Here is a 14,212-nt window from a genome sequence, read left to right on the forward strand (position 1 = left end):
AAAACCCGGCGCGAGCGATCGCGCCGGGTTTTGATTTGTGGGCCTGTTCGATCTATCAGCGCGGAAGACGCCTAGCTCTTGCGAGGCTGTTCGGCCTCCGCAATGGCGGCCTCATGATACCAGGCCTCGCCATGGGCAAGCGGGTGATCGCGCAGCGAAGCAAGCTCTGCCGCAAACTTGGCCTTTACGCCTAAATTTGAGGCACCCGCACGCGCTGCCACCGGGAATATCAGGATTTTGGCCGACGGACGGGCTGAGGTGATTTCCATGGTCGGTCTCCTTTCTTCTGGAGAGGCTCTTCGATTCATCTTTCCATCAAGGTAGGTCCTGCAATCCTTTTAGGCAAGATGCCTAAAGAAAGATCTGCATTTGCCTGTTATTTAAGCAAATTCTGCCTTTGATTGATCCGGGCGCATTGCTTAGGCGGCTTGCCATCACCGGCGGGATGAAAGGGCATTTTTGCCGCACCCTGACCAACTGAAGTGGCACACGATTTGCATTTTATCGACCGGCAGCTGGGCTGCTGGATGGCTCGGCGCGCCGGCGTCATCCAGGTTCGGTGATCAAGCAACGAGAGGCTCTAGAATGACGAAATACAAGCTCGAGTATATCTGGCTCGATGGTTACACCCCGGTCCCCAATCTTCGCGGCAAGACCCAGGTCAAGGAGTTCGCCGAGTTCCCGACGCTCGAGCAGCTGCCGCTGTGGGGCTTCGACGGTTCTTCGACGCAGCAGGCCGAAGGCCACAGCTCCGACTGCGTGCTGAAGCCGGTCGCCGTGTTCCCGGATCCGGCCCGCAGCAATGGCGTGCTGGTGATGTGCGAAGTGATGATGCCAGATGGCGTGACGCCGCATGTGTCCAACAAGCGCGCCACCATCCTCGACGACGAAGGCGCCTGGTTCGGCTTCGAGCAGGAGTATTTCTTCTACAAGGACGGCCGTCCGCTCGGCTTCCCCGAGAGCGGCTATCCGGCGCCGCAGGGCCCGTACTACACCGGCGTCGGCTATTCGAATGTCGGCCCGATCGCGCGCCAGATCGTCGAGGAGCATCTCGACCTTTGCCTCGCAGCAGGCATCAACCATGAAGGCATCAACGCCGAAGTGGCCAAGGGCCAGTGGGAATTCCAGATTTTCGGCAAAGGCTCCAAGAAGGCCGCCGACCAGATGTGGATGGCCCGCTATCTCTTGCAGCGCCTGACCGAAAAGTACGAGATCGACATCGAGTATCACTGCAAGCCGCTCGGCGACACCGACTGGAACGGCTCGGGCATGCACGCCAACTTCTCGACCGCCTATATGCGCGAAGTCGGCGGCAAGGCCTATTTTGAAGCGCTGATGGCTCAATTCGACAAGAACCTGATGGACCACATCGCCGTCTACGGCCCGGACAACGACAAGCGCCTGACCGGCAAGCATGAGACCGCTCCGTGGAACCGCTTCAGCTACGGCATCGCCGACCGAGGCGCCTCGATCCGCGTGCCGCATTCCTTCGTCAACAATGACTACAAGGGCTACCTGGAAGACCGCCGCCCGAATTCGCAAGGTGACCCCTACCAGATCGCTTCGCAGATCCTGAAGACCATCGCGGAGGTTTCGACCAGCGCCCAGGTTTCGGCGGCCGCCTAAGCATCTATAGCGGCGCAGGCTTCGTAAGCCTGCGCCGTAGCCTGCTGCTACCACGTCTACGGTCTGCTATTGGTCAGACAAAAACCCCGGCGTCTGAACTGACGCCGGGGTTTTTCCTTGTCGCTGAGGCTTATCGTTCAGACCGAATAGTACATGTCGTATTCGACCGGATGCGGGGTCATTTCGAAGCGCATCACTTCGGCCATCTTGAGCTCGATGTAGCTGTCGATCTGGTCGTCGTCGAAGACGCCGCCGGCTTTCAGGAAGCCGCGGTCCTTGTCCAAGCTTTGCAGCGCTTCGCGCAGCGAACCGCAGACGGTCGGGATCTTCTTCAGTTCCTTCGGCGGCAGGTCGTAGAGATCCTTGTCCATCGGCTGTCCCGGGTGGATCTTGTTCTTGATGCCGTCGAGGCCGGCCATGAGCATGGCGGCGAAAGCGAGGTAGGGGTTCGCGCCCGGATCGGGGAAGCGGACCTCGACGCGCTTGGCTTTCGGGGACGAGCCGAACGGAATGCGGCACGAGGCCGAACGGTTGCGCGCGGAGTAGGCGAGCAGCACCGGGGCTTCATAGCCAGGCACAAGGCGCTTGTAGGAGTTGGTCAGCGGGTTGGTGAAGGCGTTGATGGCCTTGGCGTGCTTGATGATGCCGCCGATGTAGAACAGGCACGACTCCGACAGGCCGGCATATTCATTGCCGGCGAAGGTCGGCTTGCCGTTCTTCCAGATCGACTGGTGGACGTGCATGCCCGAGCCGTTGTCGCCGAAAATCGGCTTCGGCATGAAGGTGGCCGTCTTGCCATAGGCGTTGGCGACCTGGTGCACGACATATTTGTAGATCAGCATCTTGTCGGCGTTGCGGACCAGCGTGTCGAACTTGATGCCGAGCTCGTGCTGGGCAGCGGCAACCTCGTGATGGTGCTTTTCGACGCGCACGCCCATTTCGGCGAGCACGGTCAGCATTTCGGAGCGCATGTCCTGCGCGCTGTCGATCGGCGGCACAGGGAAGTAGCCGCCCTTGACGCGCGGGCGGTGGCCGAGATTGCCGGTCTCGTAGTCGGTGTCGTCGTTGGACGGCAGTTCGGTCGAGTCCAGCTTGAACCCGGTGTTGTAGGGATCGGCCTTGTACTTGACGTCGTCGAAGACGAAGAACTCGGCTTCGGGGCCGACATAGATGGTGTCGCCGATGCCTTCGGCCTTCATGTAGGCCTCGGCCTTCTTGGCGGTGCCGCGCGGGTCGCGGTTGTAGGATTCGCCGGAGACCGGATCGAGAATGTCGCACAGGATGACCATGGTCGATTGGGCGAAGAACGGATCCATGTGGACGGTGTCCGCATCGGGCATCAGCACCATGTCGGACTCGTTGATCGCCTTCCAGCCGGCGATCGAGGAGCCGTCGAACATGACGCCGTCGGCGAACATGTCTTCCTCGACCTCGATGACATCCATCGTGACGTGCTGCAGCTTGCCCTTCGGATCGGTGAAGCGCAGGTCGACGAATTTCACGTCGTTGTCCTTGATCTGCTTCATGATGTCTTTGGCTGTCGTCATGTCGTTTCTTCCCTGTGTGATGACGTTTCGAGGAGACGTTAATCTGAAATCAGAAAGCTCAGACGGCGTCCATCCCCGTTTCGCCGGTACGGATGCGAACGACCTCCTCGATATTGGAGACGAAGATCTTGCCGTCGCCGATGCGGCCGGTCTGCGCCGCCTTGCGGATGGCTTCGATGGCGCCTTCGACGGCGTCGTCGCCCAGCACCACTTCGATCTTCACCTTGGGCAGGAAGTCGACGACATATTCGGCGCCGCGATAGAGTTCGGTATGGCCTTTCTGGCGGCCAAAGCCCTTGGCCTCGGTCACGGTAATGCCTTGCAGACCGGCCTCCTGAAGCGCTTCCTTCACTTCGTCTAGCTTGAACGGCTTGATGATCGCTTCGATCTTTTTCATGTAAAAAGTGGCCTCCACTGCCAAAAAAACGGGTTGTGCGCCCCGCTTGCGCCTCCATCAAGCACGAACTGTGCCAATTTCAGCCCACGCGAAGCGGTTTCGCGCAATTCCAATGCCGCGCCGCGCCGGGATGCACATTCGCGTCATCCTCTGCTTCGGCTGCGGCAAAGCTGCCCGAAGCCTACACATTGCCGCTTCGGGCGTCTGCACGATAATTAGGCAGATTGCGCATTTTGCAGGCCCGCGCGGATCCGTGGCACCAGTCTGCGAAAGGATTGGCCGCACGCCAACGCAGCACCTGGCCGTTTGCTTCGAATCCGAAACTGGACAATGCTCGATAGGGACAAAGGGGTCGGCCTTGAACGAAATGCGGATCGGCAATCCATGAGCAATGAAGTCCTGTCGCCGGCCGAGATGGGCGAGGCCGACCGGCTGGCGATCGCGGCCGGTCCGCTCGACGGCTATGGCCTGATGCAGCGCGCCGGCGAAGCGGTCGCTGCTGTGGTCCTGGCACGCTATCCCGCAGCAAGCCGCGTGCACGTGCTGTGCGGCCCCGGCAATAATGGTGGCGACGGCTATGTTGTAGCGCGGTTGCTGGCCGAGGCTGGTGTGAATGTGGCGCTCTGGGCCGAAGGCAAGCAGAAGCCCGGGAGTGATGCGGCGCGAGCTTCCGAGGCCTGCAATCTGCCGGTCGAGCACATCGGACACTGCTACCCGGAACCGGGTGAAGTCGTCGTGGACGCGCTCTATGGTGCGGGATTGTCGAAGAAGATATCCCTGCATGCCTCTGCCGTCTCAGGATTGGCCGCGGCGGAGCGCGTGCCTGTGGTGTCAATCGATCTGCCTTCTGGTGTGTCGGGCGAGACCGGCTTGAGCAACGCTTATTTCAAGGCCGACGTGACGGTGACGTTCGTGCGGAAAAAGCCCGGCCATCTGCTGATGCCGGGGCGCAGCCTCTGCGGCGAGATCATCATCGCCGATATCGGCATTCCGGATGCGATCGTCGATGAGTTCAAGATCAAGACGTTCGAGAACACGCCTGATTTCTGGCTATACAGTTTTCCGAAAACGGCGGTCGATACACATAAGTATAAGCGCGGCCACGTCAGCGTCTTTTCCGGCGGGCCGAGCGCGACAGGTGCGGCGCGGCTGTCGGCGATGGCTGCAGCCAGAGCCGGGGCAGGGGCGGTGACCGTGCTCTCGCCTGAAAATGCCATGCAGGTAAACGCCGCGCATCTGACATCGATCATGCTGCGCGAGGCCGGTTCGATGGAGGAAGTGCAGGAATTTTTGTCGGCGAGGCACCCCGAAGTACTTGTGTTCGGACCAGGGCTCGGGCCGAAACCCAAAGTGGGGGATTTCGCGTTGCAATTGATCGCGACGGTCGCTGACCTAAACCGCACGTCGACGAGTTCATTCGGAATTCAGCGCCCTGCCATTGTCTTGGATGCTGACGCCATCACGTCATTGGCGCATCAGCCTCAGGCCCTGTTCGACGCCGCGCTGCTCCCGTGGGCGCCGGTATTGGTGCTGACGCCGCATGAAGGCGAATTCGCCAGACTTTTTCCCGACATCGCGAAGGACAAGAAGCAGTCGAAACTCGCCAAGGCGCGCGCAGCCGCTGAACGAGCCAACGCCATCATGGTCTACAAGGGCGCCGACACCGTCATCGCGGCGCCGGACGGCCGCGCGGTGATCAACGCCAATGGTGCACCATGGCTCGCCACCGCCGGTTCCGGCGACGTGCTGGCGGGCATTGTCGCCGCGCTGCTGGCGCAGGGCATGCAGGCATTCGAGGCCGCCTGCGCAGCGGTCTGGATTCATGCCGAGGCCGGCAGCCGCTTCGGACCGGGTCTGATCGCCGAGGATCTGCCGCTGGCGCTGGTGCCGGTGCTGCGTGAACTTGTCGAGGCGCGGCAGAAGGTGCCGATCGGATGAAGCGTTTCGCGCTCGCCATTGCAGCCATCATCGCGCTGTTCGCCTCGCATGGCGTGCGCGCTGAGCAGCCGGTGACCATCGTCGACGATCCGGCGGTGCTCGCCGCCCTCGATGCCAAGGGGTTTGGCTTCGCCGGCATTTTCGCCGTCGACGGCGCGGACGATCTGAAGACGCTCTACAGTGAGGTGCCGGCCTATCGTGCTGTTGTCGACATGGTGGCGGCCGATATTGCCACGCTGCGGGCCGAGATAAAGGCCGGCGGGCGCACGCTCTACGAGGTGACCGACGGCAATGTCGGCCGCATCATGGATATGCGCTGGCTGAAGACCGAGGCCGCGCGCTTCCGCCTGGTCGGCGTCGTCAACCGGCTGGACCGGCGTGACTTCACCGCGCTGCAAGGTGACAAGAGCTGTGGCGAGGTGCGCTTTGTCTATCGCCTGGCCTACAGTTTCCGCAAGAACGGCAAGGTTCTGGCATCGCGGCTGCCATTCAATTTCAACGCCGTCTACAGCGTGGCGCCGGATGCCGATGGCGGCTGCGTCGGCGTTGCCGGGCGCTGGACACCGCAGATCGACGAAAACGTCGATGCCGGCTGGCTGGTCGGCGGGCCGCTGGCACCGGAGGAACTGACTTTCAAACAGCTCGAACTCAACGCGCAAGTGGTGCGCTTTCCCTCGGGCCAGGAGACCGAGTTCGGCGGGCAGGCGGCCTATCTGATGCGGATCTTCGGCATCGATGGCGCTACCGTCAGCGAGAATCCGCTGGAGAATACGCCAGACGTCGCGCGGCTCTCCGACGATGCTGCACTCAAGAAAGGGCTCGCCGACTACGTCAGCGCCAATGTCGCGGCGGTCGATCTCGGCGTCTACGAAATCCCCGACGAATTCCTGGCGAAGAAAATCATCTCGTGGTCGACCTTCGGCAGCGCGAGACGGGCCAACCATCCGTTCACGCCGCTGTTCCAGCCAGCGGATTTCGCCGGCTTGGACTATGCGGCGCTAAAGCTGGTGCGGACACCGGAGGCGCTGGTCGAGCGGCTGGACAATGGCGCCTGCCAGGGCTGCCACCAGGCGGGCTCGACGGCCGGCTTTCACTTCATCGGCCTCGACGACAAAACGACGTCGCCTCTCAACCGGATCGAGGTCGGCATCTCGCCGCATCTCCATGCCGAGATTCCGCGACGTGAGGCCTGGCTGCGCGCGACGGAAGAAGGCAAGGAGCCGAACCGCTACCGGCCGCTGTCCTTCGCGCCGCCAGCGACATGGACCGATGCCGGCGATGTCGACTACGCCCCGGCCGAGATGGCGATGCCGTGCCTGATGCCGGATGATGCAAAACGCTTCGGCGCGACCTGGCAATGCGGTGGCGGCACCGTCTGCACGCCGCTCGCGACGGCTTCAGGCGTGCATACCGCGTTGGCGCAATGTCTGTTGCCCACGGACAGTCCAAAGATGTTTTCGGGCCATCCCTGCCTGACCGGGTCGATCGCCAGCAACCCGTCTCAGCCGTTCAACGACCGCTACAAGATCACCGGCCAGTTCGCGGCTTTTGCGCCGACCTTTTCGCGGACTGCCTACACCTGCCGGCCACCGAAAATCGGCGTACCGGCAGGCATCGCTTATCGCGCCTGCGACGACAAGGACCGCAGCTTCGCCGCATTCAAGACGGGCAAGCCGATGCCATCGGAAATTTGCGGCATGGTCGGCGGCAAGAAATTCGACACCTGCGTCGCCACCAACAATTTCGACCAGTGCCTCGGCGGCGCGGTCAACCGCGGCAACCGTCCAGCCTGCTCGGCTGATCATTTCTGCCGCGAGGACTATATGTGCCAGTCGCTGCCGCCGGACACGCCGGGTGCTGCCAAGGTGAAAGGCATCGGCTACTGCTCGCCGACCTATTTCATCTTCCAGATGCGCATCGATAATCACGCGACGCCCTGGGCGAGCGCGACCAGCGCCCCCAGGGATGCGGGGTTCGGGGCGGCGGAAGAGGAGTGAGCCTGCGAGTTGGGCGACCACCAGTTCAGCGCTGGAGATAGTCTTCCATCCGCGCAGTCCATTTGGTGTCGAATTCCGAAATGTGGCGCTGTGCTACGCTCGAGTTCAGCAGCGTCGAGAGCGCGGTCACGGCGATCGGGTCCAGGTCGGGCGGCTCCGTGTAGCCAAGCGCCGCCAGCCGTTGAGCCAATGATGGATGGGTGGACTTTGCGTCATCCGGGCTTGCCCACGCCTTGCGGGCGCAAACATCGAGGCAAATGGGTTCTCGCAGCTGGCCGGCAGCTTCCAGCATGCGCTCGAGCGGCGGTCGCGGCGGACGCAAAGCACCTCGCAATTCATGCTGCAAAGGGTCATAGACCGTCTCCGTGAAATGCACGTCTGCCGTGGCAAGAAGCAACAGCGCGCGTGCGGCGTGCTCGGCGTCGCCGGAGGATGCCGCGTGTCGATCTGCCTTGATCTCCGCTTCGCGCGAAAGCCGGATTTCTTCCCGCTCGAACGATTGCGACAGCCAGCCGATAGCGGCGTGGAGCAGGCTGCCTGTGATCGTGGTTCCGGGCGGGGCATACTCGAAGACAAATCCGAAACCGTTTTCGAACTCAGCGAGATTGAGGCTGCCATTGGTATCCTTGTTGCGCACATGCGCGTCCTCATGGGCAAGGATCGCGGCAAGCGCTCTTTCATCGGTCACTGCGAGGAGAGGGATGCCAATGGTTAGAAACAGCCGATTGCCGAGAAGGCCGAGAAGCGTGCGCTCTTCGCGCACGCTGGCGTTCAGGTTGCCCTCTAGTATGACAACCGTGCGCGCAGCACGGTGCGGTCCGGCGACGCTCCGCCACAGCGCCCACAGGCCGGGCGCTTCTGCTTCACTGACGCCTTTGATCTTGCTGCGTCGGAAGCCCGCAAACAATGTGCCGAACAGAAATGCCAAGCCGTGGTGGCGATCGGCATGACGACGAAGCCGCTGGCGATAAACCAGATTGGATGGTTGTCGAGCAGGGACATCCAGACGCAGAAGATGATGAGAGCGGGAACAACGAAAAACAGGACCGTGAACCTGCCAAACCGCCGACCGGCGCTGATGATCAGTCGCGACATTGGATGTTACAACGGGATGTTGTCGTGCTTCTTCCAAGGGTTCTGCATGTCCTTGTTGCGCAGCATGCGCAGTGCCCGGGCAATGCGGCGGCGGGTCGAATGCGGCATGATCACCTCGTCGACATAGCCGCGTTCAGCGGCGACGAAGGGCGACAGGAAACGGTCCTCGTAAGCCTTTGTGTGAGCTGCGATCTTTTCGGCGTCGCCGATATCCTTGCGGTAGATGACCTCGACCGCGCCTCTCGCCCCCATCACCGCGATCTGCGCCGTCGGCCAGGCATAGTTCATATCGCCGCGCAGATGTTTTGAGGCCATCACGTCATAGGCGCCGCCATAGGCTTTGCGGGTGATGACCGTGATTTTCGGCACGGTCGCCTCGGCGTAGGCAAACAGGAGTTTCGCGCCATGCTTGATCAGGCCGCCATATTCCTGCGCGGTGCCGGGCAGGAAGCCGGGGACGTCGACGAAGGTGACGATGGGAATGGAAAAACAGTCGCAGAAGCGCACGAAGCGCGCCGCCTTGCGGCTTGCGTCGGAATCGAGCACGCCGGCCAGCACCATCGGCTGGTTGGCGACGAAGCCGACGGTGCGGCCTTCGACGCGGCCGAAACCGGTGACGATGTTCTTGGCAAAGTTCTGCTGGATCTCGAAGAAATCGCCTTCATCGGCAACTTTGAGGATCAGCTCCTTGATGTCGTAAGGCTTGTTGGCGTTGTCTGGGATCAGCCGGTCGAGCGACAGATCATGGTCGGTGACCGACTGGTAGCACTCGATCTCAGGAAGCTCCGACGTATTTGACGCGGGCAAAAGGTCTACCAGCCGGCGCATCTGCAACAGCGCCTCGACGTCATTGTCGTAGGCGCCGTCGGCAATCGACGATTTGGTCGTGTGGACGGACGCGCCGCCAAGGCTCTCGGCCGTCACCGTCTCGTTGGTGACCGTTTTGACCACATCCGGCCCGGTGACGAACATGTAAGAGGTGTCGCGCACCATGAAGATGAAGTCGGTCATCGCAGGCGAATAGACGTCGCCGCCGGCGCACGGGCCCATGATCACGGAAATCTGCGGAATGACGCCGGAGGCCAGCACATTGCGCTGAAAGATCTCGGCATAGCCGCCAAGCGCCGCCACGCCTTCCTGGATGCGGGCGCCGCCGGCGTCGTAGAGGCCGATGATCGGCGCGCGATTACGCAGCGCCATCTCCTGCACCTTGATGACCTTTTCGGCGTGCGCCTCCGACAGCGAGCCGCCGAAGACGGTAAAGTCCTTGGCGAAGAGATAGACCGGACGGCCATTGACGGTGCCCCAGCCGGTGACGACACCATCGCCGGCGATCTTGGTTTTCTCCATGCCGAAGTCGGTCGAGCGATGCTCGACATACATGTCGAACTCCTCGAACGAGCCTTCGTCGAGAAAGACCTCGATACGTTCGCGCGCCGTCAGCTTGCCCTTCTTGTGCTGGGCGTCGATGCGGGCCTGGCCGCCACCCATGCGGGCGATCTCGCGGCGGCGCTCGAGTTCCTTCAGCACGTCCTTCATCGCTCGGTCCCCAGAAATGGCAGCTGCCTTTGTGGTAATGATGCCTGCAGGCGTGTGCAAGCGCCGCTTTCGGCCTCGATTATTGCGCTGCAACATGTGGCCCCTTGCATTCCGGAGCGAACTCAGCCATATGCAGCCCATAGGCGCTTGGGCCGGAGATTCCGGCCTTCTCGACAAATGAGACTGGTTGCGTCTGTTTTCCCTCTTTCCGGTATATCGGCCTCTCTTTCCGATACATCACGAAGTGGCGAAAGAGCCCCGTGGCATGACGCCTGCGGGCACGACAGCGCAGCCGAGTGGACGTTACCGTCCGCCCGCCTTGTCGTTTCATATCAAATTTTTCGGCGGCAGGTTGCGCCCTGCCGCCATCGATGTTTGCGGCCAAGACCGCGTGAAAGAAGACTATTTTGACCAACGAAAACACCTCAGCCGGTAACTCTATCTCGACCGGCAACACTGCGGAGCTCACCGGTTTCGCAGCTCTTGGAATTGCCGGCGCGCTGCTCAAGGCGACGCATGGCGCCGGCTTCACCGAGCCGAAGCCGATCCAGACGCAGGCGATCCCGCCGCAGATGGAAGGCCGTGATATCTTCGGCATCGCCCAGACCGGCTCGGGCAAGACCGCGGCCTTCGCGCTGCCGATCCTGTCGAAGATCATCGCGCTCGGCACCAAGCGCCGGGCCAAGACCACCCGTGCGCTGATCCTGGCGCCGACGCGCGAACTCGCCGTCCAGATCGAGGACACCATCAAGATCCTCGCCAAGGGCGCGCATGTCTCGACCGCTCTCGTGCTTGGCGGCGTCTCGCGCTTCAGCCAGGTGAAGAAGGTCGCTCCCGGCGTCGACATCCTGATCGCCACGCCCGGCCGCCTGACCGACCTGGTGCGCGAGGGCGACCTCATTCTCTCCGACACCAAATGGCTGGTGCTCGACGAGGGTGACCGCATGCTCGACATGGGCTTCATCAACGACGTCAAGCGGATCGCCAAGGCGACCGCGCCCGACCGTCAGACGGTGCTGTTCTCGGCCACCATGCCCAATGAAATCGCCGAACTGGCGAAGGGCCTGTTGAAGAACCCGATCCGCGTCGAAGTCGCGCCGCAGAGCACCGCTGCTGCCGAAATCGTGCAGGGCGTTGTCTTTGCCCGCACCAAGCAGAAGCGCCAGGTGCTGTCGACGATGCTCGCCGACGAAGCGATGAAGTCCGTCATCATCTTTTCGCGCACCAAACATGGCGCCGACCGGGTGACCAAGGACCTCGAACGCGACGGCTTCAAGGCCGCCGTCATCCACGGCAACAAGTCGCAGAACGCCCGCCAGAAGGCGCTCAACGATTTCCGCGAGGGCTCGGTGCGCATTCTCGTGGCGACCGACATCGCGGCGCGCGGCATCGACGTTCCCGGCATCAGCCATGTGGTGAATTTCGACCTGCCGGATGAGGCCGAAAGCTATGTCCACCGCATCGGCCGTACCGGCCGTAACGGCATGGACGGCATCGCCATCACGCTTTGCGATCCTTCCGAAAACAGCAAGCTGCGTCAGGTCGAGCGCATCATCCGCAGCAAGCTGCCGATCGTTGCCGACCATCTCGGCAGCCCGGATCCGGTGCGCAATCCGGCCGAAAAGAACGAGCGCTTCGAGCCCGCCAATGATCGCAACGACCGCAATGGCCGTCGCGACGGCAGGCGGCCCGGTGGCCAGAACAACGGCTTCGCCAAGAAGCGTTTTGGTGACAAGCCGGCCTTTGCGGGTGCAAGCGAGCGCAAACCGGAAGGCGCCAAGGCCTTCAAGGGCAACAACAAGCGCCGCTTCGGCGGCAAGCGGCCCGCGGCGCGGGCTGCCTGATCAGACGAACCGGTCAGGCTCGTCGAGCCTGGCTTGATTGCTGACGATTGAATATGAGGACGGCCGGGGCAATGCTTCGGCCGTCCTTTTCGTTTAGGGCTGACCGGTAATTGCCTGAACCCACACGACGATCCGCTGCGCCAGGAATGCCGTGGTCGAGGGCGACAGCGCGTCGCCGGCAATGACGTGGTTGTCGGGATCGCCATTGTCGTCGACGGGCACCAGTTCATGCGGTGCGCCCCAGCGGCCGGCGATTTCGCGGGTGCGATCCTGGCGCACCACCTTGTCGGAATCCGAGAAGATGAACAGCGCCGGTATGGTTGCCTTCTCCACAGGCGCTGCGTAGGCAAGGTTGGTCAGCGCCGCCATCGGTAGCACGGCCGCCATTGGATAGGTGTGCGTCCAGAGTTTCTCGTGCAGCGCGTTGCGGGTCGTAAAGCTGCGCTCTTTGCCGCCGACGAACTCTGCGATCTGCCTGCCCCATGGCATGGTCAGCAGCTCGGCGCCTGAAGCCCTGATGCCGAAATTCGGCGAGATGAATGCGATTGCAGCGACGCCGTCCGATGCGCCAGGCTCAGTCGCCGCCCATGCCGCCAGCGATCCACCGGTCGAGGTGCCGATGACGATCACCTTGTCGCCGATGGCCCGGCCGATGGCGAGCGCCTCCTCATAGTCATTGATCCAGGCATTGACGCTGCCTTGCGCCATAGCGGCGCCGTCCTGCCCATGACCGGTGAGGCGGGTGTAGAAAAGGTTGGCGTCGAGTTGGTCGGCGACCTCGTCGGCCAGCGGGCGAACCTCGCCCTTCGATGCCGAAAGCCATGGATATAGACGATCGCCAATGGCGTCCTGGCGTGAACCATCGGATCGGCCCAGATGATTTCTTTCTCGAGCGCGTCGCGGACGTTGGGAACGGTAGCCTCTTCACGCGCGATATACGCTTGCGGATCGTCGCCGATCACCTTGGGGTCGAAGCTGATTGTTGTGTCGACGGGAACGCGCGGACCAAGCAGGAGGGCCAGGACAAGGATGATGATGACGCCCAGCACCGCAAGCACGATCCGTCGCCCCATCTCAGACACCACAACAATTCTAAAGCCTATGGCGGCCGGTGCAGTCAGGCAACAGCCGGGCTGTGGACAGCTATTCGTTCGGCGGCTTGCGGTCGAAATTCAGCGGCCGCCCTGTCCAGCGGGTCGCCGTGCTGATGAACCACCGGCAGACTGGCCTTGGCAGCAGTGCCAGCAGCTTCAGCCCCCAGCTCAGCCGGTGAGGGAAGGTAACCTCGAAGCCGCCATGCTCGATGCCGCGCAGCATGCGGCGCGAGGCGCGGTTGACCGGCATCAGTCCCGGCATTGGCAGCATGTTCTTTTCGGTCAGCGGCGTGTCGATGAAGCCCGGATTCATCACCTGGATCCGGACATTCATCTTGTCGAAATCGTATTTCAGCGACTCGGCCAGGATGTTGATCGCCGCCTTCGAGCCGCCATAGGCCGCGGTGGTCGGCCAGCCGAAATAGGCTGTGACCGACCCGACAAGCACGATATGGCCGCGCGCACGGATGCGCATGCGCTCCATGAGCGGGACGAGGCCATTGATGATACCGAAATAGTTGACCTCGAAGGTCTGGCGAAAGTCGCGGACCCTGAGGTCTTCGCCGGGCGTGGCGATGTAGTTGCCGGCGTTGAAGACGGCGAGCACGATCGGGCCGAGATTTTTTTCGATCGCCGCCACCGTTGCTGCCATGCGCGGCTCGTCGGTGACGTCGCAAGGGTGGGCGACGACACGTCCCGGCATCTGCGCAGTCTCGACGATGAGCGCGTCGAGTGGGTCGCCGTCGAGTGCGGTGACCGCGACGACAAAGCCCTTTGCCGCGAGGTCCTTGGCCAGCGCACGGCCGATGCCGCTGCTGCCGCCGGTTATCCAGGCGACGCCGTGCTTCGGGTTGGCCCGGTAAAGTGTCATTCTGCGCCCTGCCGATCTGTCATTAGTGCTCTAGCGGTGAAAAAATCGAATGAAAAGAGCGCTTTTCCGTACTGGTTGAAATTGATCGTCATCGCGCGTTGTCCGGCCGCGGGAGATTGCAGTGCCCGAAATGCGCCCAGAGTCGGGGGGGGGGGGGGGGGGGGCGGCCCCGCGCGGAAGGGCCGAGATGACAAGGAGGTATGAGAGAGGTAGTGGGGCGACCGCGGCCGCCAGGGGGGGAGAGGGGGCGAGGGCGCGCGCGGG

Annotated in this window: 10 protein-coding genes and 1 pseudogene; 4 read left to right on the forward strand and 7 right to left on the reverse strand. The window is 62.4% G+C overall.

Annotation, left to right across the window (positions count from 1 at the left end; genetic code table 11):
• Nucleotides 1-71: 71 nt before the first annotated feature.
• The gene (locus NKI64_RS30130; RefSeq protein WP_352671764.1) at nucleotides 72-269 is read right to left on the reverse strand and encodes a DUF2735 domain-containing protein; all 198 of its coding nucleotides are present in this window, start codon (nucleotides 267-269) and stop codon (nucleotides 72-74) included.
• A 316-nt stretch (nucleotides 270-585) separates the two neighbouring features.
• Here NKI64_RS30130 and NKI64_RS30135 point away from each other — a divergent pair, with 316 nt between their 5' ends.
• Nucleotides 586-1,626, forward strand: a complete 1,041-nt coding sequence (locus NKI64_RS30135) for a glutamine synthetase beta-grasp domain-containing protein (protein ID WP_023688423.1) — start codon at nucleotides 586-588, stop codon at nucleotides 1,624-1,626.
• Nucleotides 1,627-1,763: 137 nt separating this feature from the next.
• Here the strand turns inward: NKI64_RS30135 and glnA are convergent, their stop codons facing one another.
• Both glnA and NKI64_RS30145 read right to left on the reverse strand, forming a co-directional pair.
• Complete coding sequence (gene glnA / locus NKI64_RS30140; RefSeq protein WP_023672775.1) at nucleotides 1,764-3,173, reverse strand: type I glutamate--ammonia ligase; 1,410 nt, start codon at nucleotides 3,171-3,173, stop codon at nucleotides 1,764-1,766.
• A 58-nt stretch (nucleotides 3,174-3,231) separates the two neighbouring features.
• Complete coding sequence (locus NKI64_RS30145) at nucleotides 3,232-3,570, reverse strand: P-II family nitrogen regulator (RefSeq protein ID WP_006205430.1); 339 nt, start codon at nucleotides 3,568-3,570, stop codon at nucleotides 3,232-3,234.
• A gap of 384 nt (nucleotides 3,571-3,954) precedes the next feature.
• Between NKI64_RS30145 and NKI64_RS30150 the strand changes: the two genes are divergently transcribed.
• Together NKI64_RS30150 and NKI64_RS30155 are read left to right on the forward strand one after the other, a co-directional pair.
• Nucleotides 3,955-5,508 (forward strand): bifunctional ADP-dependent NAD(P)H-hydrate dehydratase/NAD(P)H-hydrate epimerase, encoded by a 1,554-nt coding sequence (locus tag NKI64_RS30150; protein WP_023691258.1) that lies wholly within the window; start codon nucleotides 3,955-3,957, stop codon nucleotides 5,506-5,508.
• On the forward strand, nucleotides 5,505-7,505 hold the full coding sequence (locus NKI64_RS30155) for a hypothetical protein (RefSeq protein ID WP_023835258.1): 2,001 nt from the start codon (nucleotides 5,505-5,507) through the stop codon (nucleotides 7,503-7,505). The genes NKI64_RS30150 and NKI64_RS30155 overlap by 4 nt, the downstream gene beginning before the upstream one ends.
• Before the next feature lie 25 nt (nucleotides 7,506-7,530).
• Here the strand turns inward: NKI64_RS30155 and NKI64_RS30160 are convergent, their stop codons facing one another.
• Together NKI64_RS30160 and NKI64_RS30165 are read right to left on the reverse strand one after the other, a co-directional pair.
• A complete protein-coding gene (locus NKI64_RS30160; RefSeq protein ID WP_352671769.1) occupies nucleotides 7,531-8,637 on the reverse strand; it encodes a M48 family metallopeptidase in 1,107 nt (368 codons plus the stop codon).
• A complete protein-coding gene (locus NKI64_RS30165; RefSeq protein ID WP_352671772.1) occupies nucleotides 8,607-10,139 on the reverse strand; it encodes an acyl-CoA carboxylase subunit beta in 1,533 nt (510 codons plus the stop codon). The genes NKI64_RS30160 and NKI64_RS30165 overlap by 31 nt, the downstream gene beginning before the upstream one ends.
• 407 nt (nucleotides 10,140-10,546) lie before the next feature.
• On the opposite strand from NKI64_RS30165, the gene NKI64_RS30170 reads away from it, so the two are divergent.
• Nucleotides 10,547-11,983, forward strand: coding sequence for a DEAD/DEAH box helicase (locus NKI64_RS30170; protein WP_502900538.1), 1,437 nt, complete (start codon nucleotides 10,547-10,549; stop codon nucleotides 11,981-11,983).
• Nucleotides 11,984-12,076: 93 nt separating this feature from the next.
• Here the strand turns inward: NKI64_RS30170 and NKI64_RS30175 are convergent.
• Both NKI64_RS30175 and NKI64_RS30180 read right to left on the reverse strand, forming a co-directional pair.
• A pseudogene (locus tag NKI64_RS30175) lies at nucleotides 12,077-13,056 on the reverse strand (alpha/beta hydrolase).
• A gap of 70 nt (nucleotides 13,057-13,126) precedes the next feature.
• Nucleotides 13,127-13,948: an SDR family oxidoreductase gene (locus NKI64_RS30180; protein ID WP_352671775.1), complete on the reverse strand. Its 822-nt coding sequence runs from the start codon at nucleotides 13,946-13,948 to the stop codon at nucleotides 13,127-13,129.
• Nucleotides 13,949-14,212: the final 264 nt, after the last annotated feature.

The sequence above is a fragment of the Mesorhizobium sp. M0478 genome (assembly GCF_040321305.1).
Lineage (GTDB): Bacteria > Pseudomonadota > Alphaproteobacteria > Rhizobiales > Rhizobiaceae > Mesorhizobium.